Origin of the sequence: Rhodococcus koreensis (assembly GCF_017068375.1) — a bacterium.
Taxonomy (GTDB): domain Bacteria; phylum Actinomycetota; class Actinomycetes; order Mycobacteriales; family Mycobacteriaceae; genus Rhodococcus_F; species Rhodococcus_F koreensis.
The window spans coordinates 3,324,814-3,341,131 of the sequence record NZ_CP070609.1; the positions used below are offsets into that span (position 1 = coordinate 3,324,814).

At 67.6% G+C, this 16,318-nt stretch carries 14 protein-coding genes; 9 read left to right on the forward strand and 5 right to left on the reverse strand.

All coding sequences use genetic code 11. From position 1 onward, the window contains the following. The first annotated feature begins 2 nt into the window (after positions 1–2). The 4 genes from JWS14_RS15350 to JWS14_RS15365 all read left to right on the forward strand — a co-directional run bounded on the left by JWS14_RS15350 (position 3) and on the right by JWS14_RS15365 (position 4,208). Positions 3–503, forward strand: a complete 501-nt coding sequence (locus JWS14_RS15350) for a flavin reductase family protein (protein ID WP_206013681.1) — start codon at positions 3–5, stop codon at positions 501–503. A 45-nt stretch (positions 504–548) separates the two neighbouring features. Further along, positions 549–1,652, forward strand: a complete 1,104-nt coding sequence (locus tag JWS14_RS15355) for a mandelate racemase/muconate lactonizing enzyme family protein (protein WP_206013682.1) — start codon at positions 549–551, stop codon at positions 1,650–1,652. A gap of 81 nt (positions 1,653–1,733) precedes the next feature. Further along, complete coding sequence (locus JWS14_RS15360) at positions 1,734–3,263, forward strand: aldehyde dehydrogenase (NADP(+)) (RefSeq protein ID WP_206013683.1); 1,530 nt, start codon at positions 1,734–1,736, stop codon at positions 3,261–3,263. 141 nt (positions 3,264–3,404) lie between these two features. Further along, positions 3,405–4,208, forward strand: a complete 804-nt coding sequence (locus tag JWS14_RS15365) for an IclR family transcriptional regulator (protein WP_095862022.1) — start codon at positions 3,405–3,407, stop codon at positions 4,206–4,208. 83 nt (positions 4,209–4,291) lie between these two features. Here the strand turns inward: JWS14_RS15365 and JWS14_RS15370 are convergent, their stop codons facing one another. Beyond that, positions 4,292–5,674, reverse strand: coding sequence for an MFS transporter (locus JWS14_RS15370; protein WP_083395740.1), 1,383 nt, complete (start codon positions 5,672–5,674; stop codon positions 4,292–4,294). Positions 5,675–6,169: 495 nt separating this feature from the next. Here JWS14_RS15370 and JWS14_RS15375 point away from each other — a divergent pair, with 495 nt between their 5' ends. The 3 genes from JWS14_RS15375 (at position 6,170) to JWS14_RS15385 (ending at position 9,002) form a co-directional block, all read left to right on the forward strand. Then, the gene (locus tag JWS14_RS15375) at positions 6,170–7,057 is read left to right on the forward strand and encodes a fumarylacetoacetate hydrolase family protein (RefSeq protein ID WP_083395739.1); all 888 of its coding nucleotides are present in this window, start codon (positions 6,170–6,172) and stop codon (positions 7,055–7,057) included. Positions 7,058–7,125: 68 nt separating this feature from the next. Further along, on the forward strand, positions 7,126–8,205 hold the full coding sequence (locus tag JWS14_RS15380) for an alcohol dehydrogenase family protein (protein ID WP_095862020.1): 1,080 nt from the start codon (positions 7,126–7,128) through the stop codon (positions 8,203–8,205). A 53-nt stretch (positions 8,206–8,258) separates the two neighbouring features. Continuing rightward, positions 8,259–9,002, forward strand: coding sequence for an HpcH/HpaI aldolase family protein (locus JWS14_RS15385; protein ID WP_241031347.1), 744 nt, complete (start codon positions 8,259–8,261; stop codon positions 9,000–9,002). Positions 9,003–9,096: 94 nt separating this feature from the next. Here the strand turns inward: JWS14_RS15385 and JWS14_RS15390 are convergent, their stop codons facing one another. Then, positions 9,097–10,239, reverse strand: coding sequence for a mandelate racemase/muconate lactonizing enzyme family protein (locus JWS14_RS15390; RefSeq protein WP_241031348.1), 1,143 nt, complete (start codon positions 10,237–10,239; stop codon positions 9,097–9,099). 366 nt (positions 10,240–10,605) lie between these two features. Between JWS14_RS15390 and JWS14_RS15395 the strand changes: the two genes are divergently transcribed. Together JWS14_RS15395 and JWS14_RS15400 are read left to right on the forward strand one after the other, a co-directional pair. Further along, positions 10,606–11,106 (forward strand): flavin reductase family protein, encoded by a 501-nt coding sequence (locus JWS14_RS15395; RefSeq protein WP_206013685.1) that lies wholly within the window; start codon positions 10,606–10,608, stop codon positions 11,104–11,106. 37 nt (positions 11,107–11,143) lie between these two features. Beyond that, a complete protein-coding gene (locus tag JWS14_RS15400) occupies positions 11,144–11,971 on the forward strand; it encodes an IclR family transcriptional regulator (RefSeq protein ID WP_206013686.1) in 828 nt (275 codons plus the stop codon). A 44-nt stretch (positions 11,972–12,015) separates the two neighbouring features. Here the strand turns inward: JWS14_RS15400 and JWS14_RS15405 are convergent, their stop codons facing one another. From JWS14_RS15405 to JWS14_RS15415, 3 genes are read right to left on the reverse strand one after another with little or no spacing between them, the layout of a single operon-like run. Next, positions 12,016–13,197, reverse strand: a complete 1,182-nt coding sequence (locus JWS14_RS15405) for a CaiB/BaiF CoA transferase family protein (RefSeq protein ID WP_206013687.1) — start codon at positions 13,195–13,197, stop codon at positions 12,016–12,018. After that, positions 13,194–14,909: an acyl-CoA dehydrogenase family protein gene (locus JWS14_RS15410; RefSeq protein ID WP_206013688.1), complete on the reverse strand. Its 1,716-nt coding sequence runs from the start codon at positions 14,907–14,909 to the stop codon at positions 13,194–13,196. Before JWS14_RS15410 ends, JWS14_RS15405 begins: the two co-directional genes overlap by 4 nt. Then, complete coding sequence (locus JWS14_RS15415) at positions 14,906–16,273, reverse strand: MFS transporter (protein WP_072936877.1); 1,368 nt, start codon at positions 16,271–16,273, stop codon at positions 14,906–14,908. Before JWS14_RS15415 ends, JWS14_RS15410 begins: the two co-directional genes overlap by 4 nt. Between the last annotated feature and the right edge of the window lie 45 nt (positions 16,274–16,318).

The following is a 16,318-nucleotide window of genomic DNA, read 5'->3' on the forward strand; positions in this document are numbered from 1 at the left end:
CCATGCTTACCTCCACCATCGACCAGGCCCACTACCGCACCGTCATGGGACACCTGCCCACCGGCGTCGTCGCCCTCTCCGGCATCACCCCCGACGCCGAACACCCCTGCGGCCTCGTCGTCGGCACCTTCCAATCACTGTCCCTGGACCCACCCCTGGTCAGCTTCAGCGTCGCCCACACCTCCACCAGCTGGCCCAAGGTCCGCGCCGCCGGCCGACTCTGCGCCAGCATCCTCGCCGCCGGCCAGGAACCGATCTGCCGCGCCCTCTCCAGCAAACAACCCAACAAATTCGCCGACATCGACTGGACCCTGTCCCAGACCGGATCACCCCGAATCACCGGCGCCCACGCCTACGTCGACTGCGACATCACCCACGAACTCGACGGCGGCGACCACACCATCGTCATCGCCCGCGTCCTGCACATGGACACCGGACACGGCGAACCCCTCGTCTTCCACCAAGGCCGACTCGGCGGAGTCCGGCAACTCACCGCCGCCTGACCACAACTGGATACGCCTGACCGAGCCCACGAAAGAGGTAAAGCGTTGCGCATCGCCGAGATTCACGTGTATCAGATGGATCTGCCGTTCAGCGGCAAGGCCTACCGGATGTCCGAGGGCTCCTACACCGCCCTGGACTCGACGATCGTGCAGATCGTGTCCGATGCGGGTGTCTCCGGGTGGGGTGAGACGTGCCCGGTCGGCCCGACGTATGCGCCGGAGCACGCCCTGGGCGCGCGGGCGGCACTGAACCAGATGTCGGCGGGCCTGATCGGCATGCCGGTGACGGGTCCGCTGGCCGTGCGCCGCGCACTGGACCGGCTCCTCAACGGACACAACTACGCCAAAGCCGCGATCGACATCGCGATTCACGACCTGATCGGCAAGACTCACGGAATCCGCGTGTGCGACATGCTGGGTGGCGCGACCACCGATCGGGTGGACTCCTATTACGCGCTGTCCATCGGCGAGCCGGACGACGTCGCCCGGACCGCCGTCGAGAAGATCGCCGAGGGGTATCCGCGTCTGCAGATCAAGGTGGGCGGACGGCCGGTCGAGATCGACATCGAGACCGTTCGCAAGGTGTGGGAAGCAACCGGATGCACCCGCCTGTCCCTGGATGCCAACCGCGGACTGTATGCGCGCGACGTCCTGCGAATCGGCCGGGAGTGCGCCGACATTCCCTTCGTCTTCGAGCAGCCCTGCAACACGATGGAGGAGATCGCCGCGATTCGCGGCCAACTGCACCACGCGGTCTACCTCGACGAGAACACCGAGGATCTCGGCGACGTGCTCCGAGCGATCTCGCTCGGCGTATGCGACGGATTCGGACTGAAGGTCACGCGACTGGGCGGTCTCGGTACCCTCGCGACCGTGAGGGATCTCTGCGAAGCGCGTTCCATGCCCCACACGTGCGACGACTCCTGGGGAGGGGATATCATCGCGGCCGCGTGTGCCCACATCGGCTCGACGGTTCACCCGCGCCTGCTCGAGGGCGTGTGGATTGCCGAGCCCTACATGGACATTCACTACGACTCGGACAACCCGGTCCGGATCGAAGGGGGGCGCATCCGGGTACCCACCGGCCCCGGTCTCGGCGTCGTCCCCGACGAAGGCGTCTTCGGCGAGCCGGTCGCATCCTTCGAATAGACAACCGCGAGCCCGACCCCCACACCCCGGCTGCGCCGCACCCGGCGCGAGCCTCGACCTCCGAAAGGGATCCCGCACTTCATGACTGACACCACGCATTCGATCGAACCGGACACCACCGACGCACAACTCGACCGCCTCCTCGACGCCGCGGCCGCCGCCGCACCGCTCTGGGAGGACCGCACCCCCCACGACCGCGCCGCTGTACTCGTCGCGATCGCCGACGCCCTCGAGGCGCACGCCGACGGGCTGGTCGCCGAGGCCATCATCGAAACCGGGCTTCCCCAGGCCAGATTGAGCGGGGAACTGAACCGGACCTGCGTGCAGTTGCGGATGTTCGCCGAGGAACTGATCGACGGCACCTTCCTCGACGTGATCATCGACCGCGCAGATCCCGACTTCGTCCTCGGCGCCCGCCCGGACCTGCGCCGGTACCAGATCCCCGTGGGCCCGGTCCTGGTCTTCGCCGCCAGCAACTTCCCCTTCGCGTTCTCCGTCGCCGGCACCGACACCGCCTCCGCGCTGGCTGCCGGCTGCCCGGTGGTGCTCAAGGCCCATCCCGGCCATCCCCGCACCTCCGCCGCCACCGCCGACGTCGTCGCCGGGGCACTGTCCGCCGCCGGCGCCCCCGACGGCACGTTCGCCCTGATCAGCGGTTTCCGGGCCGGCACCCGCGCCCTCGAGGACCCGCGGATCGCCGCAGCCGCCTTCACCGGGTCCGTCGCCGGTGGTCGCGCCCTGTTCGACATCGCCGCCGCACGCCCCAACCCGATCCCCTTCTTCGGTGAACTCGGCAGCGTCAACCCGGCCGTCGTCACCGCCGGTGCCCTCGACGAGCGCGCCGAGGCGATCGCTACCGGTTTCGTCGGCTCGTTCACCCTCGGGGCCGGACAGTTCTGCACCAAGCCCGGCATCCTGCTGGTGCCCGCCGGATCGCCGATCACCGAGCAGATCACCACCCTCGCCCAGCAGGTGCCCGCGGCGCGGATGCTCACCGCGAAGATCGCCGAGGGCTACCACCACCGGATCGAGGAGGCCGCCGCGGCGCCCGGCGTCGAGGTCCTCGTCAAGGGCACCGCATCGACCGGCGAGAGCGGAGTCCCCGAGGTCACCCCGACACTGCTGCGCACCACCGCCGAACAGCTGGTCGCCCAGGCCGACACCCTGCTCGAGGAGAGCTTCGGCCCCGCCGCAATCATCGCCGAATACGGCACCGAAGACGAGGTGAACCGCGTCCTGAACGGTGTCGACGGCACCCTCACCGTCACCGTCCACACCCGCACCGAACCCACCCCCGACGAACGCGAGCAACTCCGCAGCCTCACCCGGATCGCCGCCACCCGCGCCGGCCGACTGGTGTTCAACGGCTGGCCGACCGGCGTCGCCGTCACCCCCGCCCAGCACCACGGCGGCCCCTACCCCGCCACCACCGCGGTCTCGCACACCTCGGTGGGCACCACCGCGATCCGCCGATTCCTGCGCCCGGTCACCTACCAGGACGCCCCGGAGGTGCTCCTGCCCGCACCGATCCAGGAGCGCAATCCCCTCGCGATCCCCCGCACGGTCAACTCCGCCGGCCAATCGTCCACCTGGGGCCGCGCCCAGTCCTGACAATCCAGGAGCGCGGTGTGCGCTCGACAGTTCCCACACTCTGCCGCCCCAGCGTTCACTATATGAACGCTGGGGCGGTAGAGTGGTCGTGCAAGCGCGTACCCGAGGATGTGGTGCGCACCGACACGACGAAGGGGTGGCATGAGCGAAGTACCCGAACCGACGGAGATGACGAACAAGTCGGTGACCAAAGCGGTTCGGCTGCTACGGGAGTTGGCCGCGCACCCGCGCACCGGTGCCACCGTGACCACGCTCGCGAAGGGGGTCGGGATCTCCCGGCCCACCGCGTTCCGTCTGCTCTACAGTCTCGAACGCACCGGGCTCGTCGACCGGATCGACAACAACTACATCCTCGGATGGGAAATGGCCCGGCTCGGGCGGCGCGCCGACCCGTACGCCGGCCTGGTCGCTCGCGCCCAACCGCTGCTGCAGGAGTTGGCCGACAAGTTCAACGAATCGGTGACCCTGTCGGTGCCGAATTCGCACGACGGCCTGGACCTCATCGCCGAGGCCGCCGGCTCGCACGTGGTCGGGATCATGAGCCGCATGTCGACCCACATGGTCGGCCAGCAATATCCGCTGCATGCCAGCTCCACCGGCAAGGTACTGCTCGCCGAGATGCCGCTGGACAAGGTGCTCGCGCTGCTGCCCGAGAAGCTCGAGGCGTACACGTCCCACACCATCACCGACCGTGCCGTTCTGCTCCGGGAACTCGACCAGGTCCGCGAGCAAGGGTTCGGCATCATCGACAACGAACTCGAAGAGGAACTGATTTCACTGTCCCGGCCGGTGCGGGACACGTCGGGCAGTCTGGTGGCGATCCTGACGCTCAACAGCCCCCGCTACCGCTTCGGGCGCGACCGCATCCCCGAAGCGCTCCAGCAGATGCAGGCCATCGTCGAGCGCCTCGTCGAGGTGTTCTGGCAGGACGCGGCAGGCGAATAGTCCCGCCCGACGGCCACACCGCGTGAAGCACCGGGAACCGGAGCCCTGGTACGGACTCCGGTTCCTGGTGCTGTGGCTATCGGTCAGGTTCGAACGGGCCGACCGCCGCGCGGGGCCGAGGTTTCACTGAGGTTGCGGCCCATCGTTTCCGGGGCGAGGACCTGGGAAACCGCGGCACCGACGATGCAGATGCCCGCGGCGATGACCATCGTCACCCCACTTCCGAGGTTGTGCATCGACCACGGCAGCAGGAACGTACCCAGACCCGCACCGACCCGGCTGAACGCGGTCGCGAAACCGGTTCCCAGGCCGCGGATCTCAGTCGGGAAGATCTCACCCGGGTAGACCCCGGTCAGGGCGGTGGACATGGCGTTGGCGAACGCGAACACCAGGAAGCAGATCAAGACCACCGCGGGCGGGGCGGACGACCACAATCCGATGATCAGCAAGACCACAGCGCAGACCCACTGCTGCGGGATGGTCAGCTTCCGGCGGCCGACGCGTTCGATGAGCAGGACCGAGACCATGACACCGACCAGGGCGAGGCCGTTGACTCCGATGGCGCCGACGAGTCCGTCACCGAGTCCGTAGCCCTCCAGCACGCTGGCTGCGAACGTCGCGATCGCGAAATACGGTGCCACCGCACAGAACCAGAAGATCGAGATGAAGATCGTCGCCCGCCGGTAGGCCGGGGAGAACAGCATCCCGAACGTGCCCGAGCGGGTGCCCTCGTTGGCGATGTCGACGACATCGGACGGGTCCTCGAGGTAAGCGTGGGCGATCTCGGTGGCCTCTTCGGTGCGGCCCTTGTTCATCAGCCAGCGCGGTGACTCGGGCATACCCAGCCGGGCCAGGAACAGGATCACCGCCGGAACGGTGCTCGAGCCGAGCACGATGCGCCAGTCGAGGGACCACACGGTGGTCATCACGTAACCGATGACGAAGGCGAACATGAAGCCGACGTACCAGGCGACCTCACAGTAGGCCAGCAGCTTGCCGCGCAGCCTCCGCGGTGCGAATTCGGAAAGCAGTGGCCAACCGACCGAGTAGTCGGCGCCGATCGCGATGCCCATCAGCAACCGGACGACGAACAGTTGCCAGGCCGAGTCCACGAAGAACTGCAGGACGGATCCGAGGATGAAAATCGCCAGGTCGATCGCGAACAGTGGCTTGCGGCCCAGTTTGTCGGCCAGCCAGCCCCCCAGCGGGCCGCCGACGAAGATACCGATGAGCGCGGAGGCGCCGATGAGCCCCTCCCAGTACAGCGACATATTCAGGTCGAGGGTGATGGCACCGATGACGGTGCCGACGATGCCGAGGATGTAGCCGTCGATGAACATGCCACCGGCGATCACACCGGTCAGCTTGACCAGGAAGCGCTTCTTGTCGACCGGACCTTGATCGGCCTTCGTGCCGACGGGTCCGTCCTCATACTCTCCGACGGAATCCGTGTTGGTAATCGTCACCAGGTCACTCCTTGCTGGTGCGCGTCGACATGACAGCCGACGTGGACGGTGCGAATGCCGTCCGGGGCGGGGAAAGGCGGGGATGAAGTGTGCACGCGTGCCGGCGGTAGCAGTTCGACCACCAACATCACATTCGTTCAATAAGTGAACGTCACGCTCAAAATTGTGACATGGACCTCATGGGCCGTCAAGACCCCGTCTCGTCACAGCCGCGACCACCCGCGCCGACCCCGGGGCGGGCGCCGGGCCGACGAGGTATCACACGGCGGGCGCTCGACCGGATAGCGCACCTCAGGTACCGATTTCGACAGAAATGCACACGGGGCGCGCCCGCGCACCGGCCCGCGGCCAGGCCCCGCCGAGCGCGTCCCGGCCTTGACAAGCTGTGACCTGGGCCGCACTATCCTCAAACACGCACAATGAACGGACTGTTCAAATAGTGACGATCCGCATGCACCCGTTCCGGTCGCGGGAATCGAACACGCAGCACAGACGATGGGAGAGTTTCCGGTGCGGTTGATCAATTTCGATGGCCGCCTCCAGGTGTCGACGCGCAGCGGCCTCGTCGATGTCGAGGGGGAAAGCCACGGCTATTTTTCCTCCCATCCGCAGAAGATCTACGAGCGGTGGGCGGAGTTCGTCACCTGGTACACGGGCAACCGAGACAGGGTCACCCCGGCGCAACGCGGTGGGATCGACCCGGGTCGACTCGGTTCGCCGGTGCCGGCGCCGCGCCAGGTGTTCGCCGTCGGCCTGAACTATGCCGACCACGCGGCGGAGTCCGGTGTGGAACAGCCCGAGTCGCCGGTGATTTTCACCAAGTTCGCCTCGGCGATCTCCGGCCCGGTCACCACCGTGCCCCTTCCCTCGGACACGGTGGACTGGGAGGTCGAACTCGTGGTCGTGATCGGCCGAGGTGGCCGCAACATCCCGGCCGATCGGGCATGGGAGTCCGTCGCGGGATTGTCTGTCGGACAGGACCTGTCCGACCGCGGGCGACAGTTGGCCGGACCGGTTCCGCAGTTCAGTCTCGCCAAGTCGCATCGAGGGTTCGCCCCGATCGGGCCGGCGCTGGTGACGATCGACGAGTTCGCCGATCCGAACGATCTCACGCTCGAGACCCGCATCAACGGCGAGCTCGTCCAGTTCGGACGCACCGCGCAGATGATCTTCCCGGTGCCGGCGCTGATCGAGCACCTCTCGCACACCCTCGAGCTCTACCCCGGCGACGTGGTGTTCACCGGCACGCCCGCCGGCGTCGGGGTGGGCCGGACACCGCAGCGGTTCCTCGGCCCCGGCGACGTGCTGCGCAGCCGCATCACCGACATCGGCGAACTCACCCAGACGTTCGTCGCACGCGAACCGCTCGCCGCGCCGGTGTGACCGGGATACACCGGCCCACGAACACATCCGATCGAAATCCGAAGGAGCCAACCTTGCTGCCGGAACACATGACCGCAGTTCTCCTGACCGGCCACGGGGGACTCGACAAACTCGAGTACCGCACCGACGTCGCCGTCCCCCGACCAGATCGGGGTGAGGTGCTGATCGAGGTCGCCGCCGCCGGAATCAACAACACCGACATCAATACCCGCATCGGGTGGTATTCGAAGGCGATCGACTCCGACACGAGCTCTGGTGGCGCGAGCGGGTTCGAATCCGTCGACGACGACGATGCCAGCTGGTCGGGCACGACCCTGAAATTCCCCCGGATTCAGGGCGCGGACGTGTGTGGGCGCATCGTCGCGGTCGGTGACGGCGTCTCCCCCGACCGCATCGGCGAACGGGTCCTCGTGCGCACCATGCTGCGCAGCTACGTCGACTACCGCCCGTACGAATGCTGGACGTTCGGCAGCGAATGCGACGGCGGCTTCGCGCAGTACGCGGTGGCTCCGGCCCGGGAAACCTTCGCGGTCGACTCCGAGTGGAGCGATGCCGAACTCGCGGCGCTACCGTGCGCCTACTCCACCGCCGAGAACATGCTGCACCGCGCCGCGGTCGGTGCCGAACGCGTGCTGATCACCGGCGCCTCGGGCGGTGTCGGACTCGCTGCGGTGCAACTCGCCAAACGCCGCGGCGCCACGGTGATCGCCGTCTGCTCGCCCGACAAGGCGTCCGAGGTGAAGGCGCAGGGCGCCGATCGGACCATCGAGCGGGGAGTCGACCTGATCGGCGCGCTCGGTGCCGGCTCGGTGGATGTGGTCGTCGATCTCGTCGTCGGACCGCAGTGGCCTCAACTGCTCGACGTGTTGCGCACGGGTGGCCGCTACACGATCGCCGGTGCCATCGGTGGGCCGATCTCCGAGATCGACCTGCGCACGGTCTACCTCAGAGACCTCACGCTGTACGGATGCACCTTCCAGGACGACGCCGTGTTCGAGAACCTCGTCGGATACATCGAGCGGAATGAAATCCGTCCGGTCGTCTCGGCCACCTATCCGTTGTCCGACATCGTTCGTGCGCAGGAGGATTTCCTCGCCAAGAAGCACATCGGAAAGCTTGTGCTGATTCCACCGACACCCCAGAAGTGACCGGCGGCGTTCACCGACCGCCGCCCGCAGATCCCCGAATGGAGTACCCCGCAATGACCTCGACCTCGACCGCGCCGTCACTCGGAGCGTGGCTGACGCTCGACTCCGTCTTCGCTGCCGAACTGATGGTTCGGACTGGATTCGATTGGGCCGTGATCGATTTGCAGCACGGCGCACTGGGAACCGACTCCGTCGTGCCCCTGCTCTCGGCGGTGCAGGGCGCTGGCGTCGAGGCCTGGGTGCGGACGCAGGCGACGAACTACGCACAAGCCAACTGGGCGCTCGACATGGGCGCCGACGTCGTCGTCGTCCCACAGATCGGGTCGGCCGCCCAAGCACGTGAGGCGGTCGGTTTCTGCCGCTACGCCCCCGAGGGACACCGCTCGTGGGGACCGGTTCGGGCAGCGTTGCGCCCGGCCTCGGCGCCCCGCCAGCGGGTCTACCTGATGATCGAGGACACGAACGGCCTGGCCGAAGCCGAAGCGATCTGCGCGACGCCCGGACTGGACGGGATCCTGATCGGCACGGCAGACCTCACCCTGTCGCTGGCCGGTTCCGCCTCGGACGTCCTGGGGGGAGCTGTTTTCGATGCCGTTCGCACAATCGTGGAGGCGTGCACCCGCCACGGACTGGACGTCGCCGCCTACGGGGGAAGTCAGGAAATGACGACGGCGTGCGCCGAGAACGGAATCCGGACCGTCGCTCTCGCCGCGGACTACGAGCTGCTTCACGAAGGCGCGCAGGCGGCCTTGGCGCTGGCACGCGGCACATTCGCAGCCGAGGGTGTCCGCCTCTGACCTCGTGTTGCCGTGACGGTGTGGGTGCCGGAACAGATACGCCGCGTCGGGGTGAGTCGCAAGACTCACCCCGACGCGGCTTTTCGGTGTTACCTCAGTCGCTCCACACGGCAACCGGGTCGCCGAGCACCGACTCGTCGACCTCGATCCCGAGTCCGGGAGCGTTCGGGGGCAGGATGCCGCCGTCCTCGGTCAGCACGTCGAACCTCGCGGTCGGCAGCGTCACCATGTCCTCGCAATTGAGGACGCAGCGCAGCGTGCGCGGCGGGACGGTGGCGCCGAGTTGTACGATCGCCGCGAACGCGATGGACGAGCCGACCGTGTCCTGCACGCTGACGGTCATCCCCGCAGCGCGCGCGATGTCGCGGTGACGACGGCCGCGGGTCAGACCACCGGCCTTGGAGATCTTCAGTCCGATGCCGTCGGCGACGTCGTGCGCCGAAGCGAACGTGATGTCCTCGTCCTGCTGGGCGAGTTCGTCGACGATGATCGGGTACGGGCACCGCTGGCGGAGCGAGATCGTCTCCCGCCACGTGGCGCAGGGGGCCTCGAGCACGAAGTCCAGGCCGGGCGGCAGCATCCGGAGCATCCGCAGCGCGGTCTCCGGCAACAGTCCACCGTTCGCGTCGACCAGGAAGAACTCACCGGGCTGCTTGTCGGCCAGGGATGCGGCGATCCGCTCCGCATCGAGCGCGGGCCCACCCTCGCTGTCGAGTGCGCCGATCTTGATGGAGTGGCCGCGATATCCCTTGGCGCGGTGATCGGCGACGCGGCGGCGCATTTCCTCCGGTTCACCGGCGTAGATCGACGAGATCATCGACATCGGAACACCGGTCGAACCGCCGAGGAGTTCGGCAATCGGAAGTCCGACGGACTTGCCGAAGACGTCCCAGCACGCGACGTCGAGGGCGGTCTTGGCGTGGTTGTGGCCGACGAGTGCCTCGTCCATCGCGTCGTTGATCCGGTCGACCTGACGTGGGTCCCGGCCGAGCAGGTGGGGTGCGATCTCCGCGATCCCGGCGCGAGTGCCGAGAGCATGGGAGGCGATGTAGGTGGAGCCGAACGGTGTGCTCTCGCCCCAACCCTGCTGGCCGTCATCGGTGGTGATGCGGACGATGGAGGCATCGAACGAGGTGTACGAACGGCCGCCCGAGAGTAGATAGACACCGCCCGAGTACGGCAAGTCCACCTGGAAGAGTTCGATCTGCGCGATCTTCACCTGTTCTCCTTCGTTCATCTGTTCTCGTGTGTGCCGGGCCGAGGTTCCACAGGATTATTGATGTTCATATTTTGAACACTGTGATCGAAATTGTGACATGGCCCTCAATGGCGGTCAACACGGCCCGACGTCACGCCTTGCCGTCGCAGTTCCGCCCGCGCCCGGATCCAGTCCGCGCACGGAATACCCTGTCGAACAACACCACAACAGGTCATCTGCACGAAGAGACAGTCGCCCGACCGGTGACCCCGAAACGCTTGACAGGGTGTGATCTAGGACGCAATACTAACATCAGTTTGAACATCCCGTTCATAAATTGAACGTCAATGACCTCAGTCTTAGACCGGCACCCGCGCCGCGCCGCGACCCCGAAGAGGAGCCACCATGCTTACCTCCACCATCGACCAGGCCCACTACCGCACCGTCATGGGACACCTGCCCACCGGCGTCGTCGCCCTCTCCGGCATCACCCCCGACGCCGAACACCCCTGCGGCCTCGTCGTCGGCACCTTCCAATCACTGTCCCTGGACCCACCCCTGGTCAGCTTCAGCGTCGCCCACACCTCCACCAGCTGGCCCAAGGTCCGCGCCGCCGGCCGACTCTGCGCCAGCATCCTCGCCGCCGGCCAGGAACCGATCTGCCGCGCCCTCTCCAGCAAACAACCCAACAAATTCGCCGACATCGACTGGACCCTGTCCCAGACCGGATCACCCCGCATCACCGGCGCCCACGCCTACGTCGACTGCGACATCACCCACGAACTCGACGGCGGCGACCACACCATCGTCATCGCCCGCATCCTGCACATGGACACCGGACACGGCGAACCCCTCGTCTTCCACCAAGGCCGACTCGGCGGAATCCGGCAACTCACCGCCGCCTGACCCACAACTGGGACACACGAAAGGATCGGGGGCGCAAATGAACGAGCCGAGGACGGCCACAGTGATCGCAGTGAATCCCAGCGAGCCGGCGGAGATTGCCAACAAGTCGGTGACCAAGGCTGTCCGTCTCCTGCGCGAACTTGCATCCCGGCCCAGGACCGGTGCGACGGTGAGCACCCTCGCCAAAGCCGTCGGCATCTCCCGTCCCACCGCATTTCGTCTGCTCCACAGCCTCGAGCGGACCGGCCTGGTGGATCGCATCGACAACAACTACATCCTCGGCTCGGAGATGTCCCGACTCGGACGGCACGCCGACCCCCATGCCGGTCTGGCAGCCCGCGCTCGGCCGTTGCTGCAGGAGCTGGCCGACACGTTCGACGAAACGGTGACCTTGTCGGTGCCGAATGCAAAGGACGAGCTCGACCTCATCGCCGAGGCGGCCGGCTCACACGTCGTGGGCACGACATCCCGGATGTCCCCTCACATGATCGGCAAGCAGTATCCCCTCCACGCCAGCTCCAGCGGCAAGGTCCTCTTGGCCGAGTGGCCGATCAAGAAGGTCCTCGGCCGCCTGCCCGAAAAGCTCGAGGCATACACCGCGCACACCGTCACCGACCGCGCGGCCCTCCTGGCCGAACTCGATCGGATCCGAGAAAACGGCTTCGCTCTCATCGACAACGAGCTCGAGGAAGAGTTGATCTCCCTGTCTCGTCCCGTCAGGGATTCGTCCGGGAACCTGGTGGCGATCGTGTCCCTCAACGGTCCCCGGTACCGGTTCGGCCCCGACCGCATTCCCGAAGGCCTGCAACAGATGCAGCGGCTCGTCGAGCGTCTCGCCGATGCCTTCTGGCAAGATTCGGAATAGATTCGCACTGAACGGGAGCCTCAGCTCGCCCGGGGTAGCCGGGTCTATCCGCCGACCACCGACTTCGGCCGGTGGGCACCCAGTACTGCATCCGTGTCGGCGCCGAGCACCGGCGGCGCGGACGTCAGGTGCGGGCGTTCGCCCGAGAAGCTGACCGGGAACGCGATCTGCCGCAGGCTGCCGATCGTCGGGTGGTCGACCGTGCCGATCATGCCGAGGGCCGCGGTGTGTGGGTCGGCGTAGATCTCGTCGAGGTGCCGGATCGGTGACACGGGAACGGCGTGCACGGTGAGCGTGTCGCACCAGTGCTCGACGGTGCCCGACGCGAACGCCATCGACAGTTCCCGCTCGAGATCGCCGCGATTCGCGACGCGGTCACGGTTTCGCTCGAACCGCGGATCGGTCGTCAGGTCGTCCCGCGTGATCGCCGAGCACAGGCTCGCCCATTGCGTGTCGTTGCCCACCGCGACGACGAAGTATCCGTCGCTCGCGGGGAACGCTTGATAGGGAGCGAGATTCGGATGACCGGAACCCAGCGCGCCGGGACGCTCCCCGGTGGCGAAATAGTTCGTCGCCCAGTTCACGTGCAGCGCGAGCTGGCACTCGAACAGCGACGTCGTCACGTACTGCCCGCGGCCGGTCCGCGACCGCTCCACGAGGGCGGCGAGCACGCCGACCAGTCCGAACAGCGCCGCCCCCAGATCGCCCATCGCGAATCCGGCCTTCATCGGCGCCCCGCCCGGCTCACCGGTCAGCGACATGAGGCCACCGGCGGCCTGCGCGATCATGTCGTAGCCGGGTTCGTCCCGCAACGGACCCTCCTCCCCGAACGCGGAGATGTGCAGCACGACCAGGTGCGGGTACCGCTCGGACAGCGTCCGGTAGTCGAAGATCCGCTGCAGGCCGCTGCCGGGTTTGAAGTTCTCGACGACGACGTCGGTCTCCTCCAGGATGCGGTGGATGAGGTCTTGTCCCTCTTCCGATTTGAGGTCGACGGTCACTGACTTCTTGCCCCGGTTGATCGCGAGGTAGTACGTGGCGTCGACGCCGACGAACGGCGGCCCCCACGACCGTGTCGGGTCACCGCCGTCGGGATGCTCGACCTTGGTGACGTCGGCACCGAGGTCTGCGAGCGACATGGTGGCGTACGGTCCGGCGAGGATCTTGGAGAGGTCCAGCACCCGTACCCCCGCGAGGGGTGCCGGTCCGGTGTGGGTGGTGGTCACAGGAGAACTCCTGTCGCAGAGTCGGTTCGAGATGCGGCGGCCCGCGCGACGTCCGCGGCGACGTCGGTGCCGTCGACGACGGCCGCGAGGTTGCGGAGGGCGGCCTCGGGAATGTCTCCAGACTCGCCGGCGAGGTAGGCGTTCGCGACGAGCAGCGACCGGTGGCCGCTGCCCGTGCCGATCGCGAAATCCGCCAGATCGAACAGCAGGGTGGCCATCGCCGCACGGGCCAGTGCGTTCGCGTGGCGCGCGCACCCGGCCTGCGCGGTGTCGTCGTCCCCGGCGACGAGCAGATCGCCTTCCGCGACGAGGTCGTCCCACCGTCGGCGGAGAATCTCGGCGCCGGGACCGCAGTCCGGTCCGAGGCCGCCGAGGATGCCCCGCATCGTGTCTGCCAGACCACGATGCGCACCGAACTTGCGCATGCACCGCAGCACGTCCAGGGCGATGACGTTGCTCGACCCCTCCCAGATCGACCCCAGGTGGGCGTCGCGGACCAGCCGGGCGTGGGCCCATTCCTCGATGTAGCCGTTGCCCCCGCGGATCTCCATGGCCTCGCCGGTGACCACCCGGGCCCGCTTGCACACGTAATGCTTCGCGAGCGGGGTGAGGACCCGGATCAACCCACGGGCGGAGTCGTCTCCGGCGTCGGCTGCCTGCAGGCACTGCGCGCTGTACGCCACCAGCGCGAGCGCCGCCTCGGCGTCGAGTGCGAGCGGCAGCAGGGTGGCGCGCATCAGGGGCTGGTCGAACAGGGTCTTGCCGAACACGACCCGCACCCGGGCGTGGTCGACGGCGTCGCGCACGGCCCGCCGCATCAGGGCGCTCGACCGCATCGCGTTCGACAGCCGCGACGTGTTCACCATCTCGGCCATCTGCCGGAACCCGCGGTCGAGTTCGCCCACCTGCAGGGCGCACGCCCCGGTCAGCGACACCTCACCGCTGGGCATCGAGCGGGTACCGAGCTTGTCCTTCAGCCGGTCGATCGTGTAGCTGTTGCGCTCGCCGTTCGCGAGAACCTTGGGGACCATGAACATTCCGACGCCGCGGGTGGAGCCGTCGTCGCCGCCGGGGAACCGGGCGAGCGTCACGATGACGTCGGCGTCGGGATTGGACGCGAACCACTTCTTCCCGGTCAGCCGCCACGCGTCGCCGTCGCGTTCGGCCCGGGTCTCCGTGCGGGCGATGTCCGTGCCGGCCTGCGGTTCGGTCATGAACATCGCGCCGGTCATCGCGTCGTCGGGGTCCGTCGAGGTCAGCGCGTCGATCCACGGCCCGAACACCTCGGGGTCACCGAACATGCGGAGGGTGCGGGCGGCGGCGTCCGTCATCGACACGGGGCACGCCAGCCCGAACTCGGCCTGCACGAAGACGTACGACGCGAGGTACTTCACCAGGTGCGGCGGGACGGCGTCCCAGCCGTGCAGGCCGCCGCGGTGCGACAGTGCGGACAGTCCGTATTCGCTGTAGGCGGCGCGGCACAGTTCCTGGTAGGCCGGGTGGTACGAGATCCGGTCGATGCGTTCGCCGTCCCGGTCGAACTGCTGCAGCACCGGCGGATTCTTGTCCGCGGTGACAGCGAGGGCGTCGAGTCGGCCGGCGGCGTCCGCGCCCAGCCGGTCGAGCAGGGCGTTCAGCGTGTCGCGGTCCGACGGTGTGGTCCACCGGTCGACGACGGCGCGCAGGGCGGGATCGGTGTGAGCGAAATTCATGAGTGGGCAACATCTTTCCGGGTCGAGGTGTGTTCGGGACGGGGCTCGGTGTCGGCTCCGCCCGAGCGAGCTTTGCCGCGGCGGAGCAGCAGCGTCATGCAGACGAGCGAGAGCACGACGTAGCCGAGTCCGAGGGCGACCACCGGCCAGATCGAGTCGGTACGGGTGAGCAGGAACTGGCAGAGCATCGGGGCGGTTCCGGCGAAGATCGCCGTGGACAGCTGATACGACAGCGAGATTCCGGTGTAGCGGACGTTGGTCGGGAAGACCTGGGCGAGGATGCCGGCGAGCGCGGCGTAGTACATCGCGTGCGGCGCGGTGGCCAGCACCATGCCGAGCATGGCCAGGGGCACGGACCCGGTCTGGACGAGGAGGAACATCAGGGGCAGCAGGATCAGTTCGGGCAGCAGCATCCACCGGATAGCCCGCGACGGATCGATTTTCGTGGCGAGTACGGCGCCGAACGGCTGCACGAGAACCTGTGCGACGAGCGCCATGGTGATCACGAGGAGGAAGTCCCCACGGTCGAATCCGAGGTCGGCGGTGGCCCAGGCGAGTGCAAATGTCGTCTTGACGTAGGTGATGGCGACGCCCGCGACCACCGCGCCGACGCCGAGGACGAGTTCCATGGGGTGCGAACGCAGGACCTCGACGAGCGGCATCCGGGTGCGCTCCTGCGCGACGACGGCCTTCTTCATCTCCGGGGTCTCCGAGATGCGCAGCCGGATGTACAGCGCGACGACGACGAGGGCGGCGGATGCGAGGAACGGCAGACGCCAGCCCCAGGATTCGAACACACTGTCCGACAACAACGTCAGCGCGAGGAACGCCAGGGTGGCGAGCAGATTGCCGACGGGCGATCCCTGCTGCGCGAACGCGCCGTACAGCACCTTCTTGTTCGGTGGCGCGAATTCGGTGGCGATGAGGACGGCGCCACCCCACTCTCCGCCCATGGCGACGCCCTGGACCACGCGGAGCGCGACGAGGAGCACCGGCGCCCAGATCCCGATCTGCGAGTAGGTGGGGAGGCAGCCTACGCCGACCGTTCCGATCCCCATCAGGATCAGCGTGATGATGACGGCGTTCTTGCGTCCGAACTTGTCGCCGAAGTGACCGAACACGATTCCGCCGAGTGGGCGGGCCACGAACCCGATCGCGAACGTCGCGAAGGCGGCGAGAGTGCCCACCGCGGGCGAGGCGTCGGGGAAGAACAGCCGGCCCAGCACCAGCGCGGAGGCGGTGCCGTAGATGTAGAAATCGAACCACTCGATGGTGGTGCCAACGAAGGCGGTGACACCCGCCTTGCGGGCCTGCCGGGTGCTGTATTCGGGTGGTGCCGCGTCGCGGCCGGGATTCGGATTCACGGTTCTCCCTGACTTTCGTGCTCGGGGCGTCACACCGATGTGAGG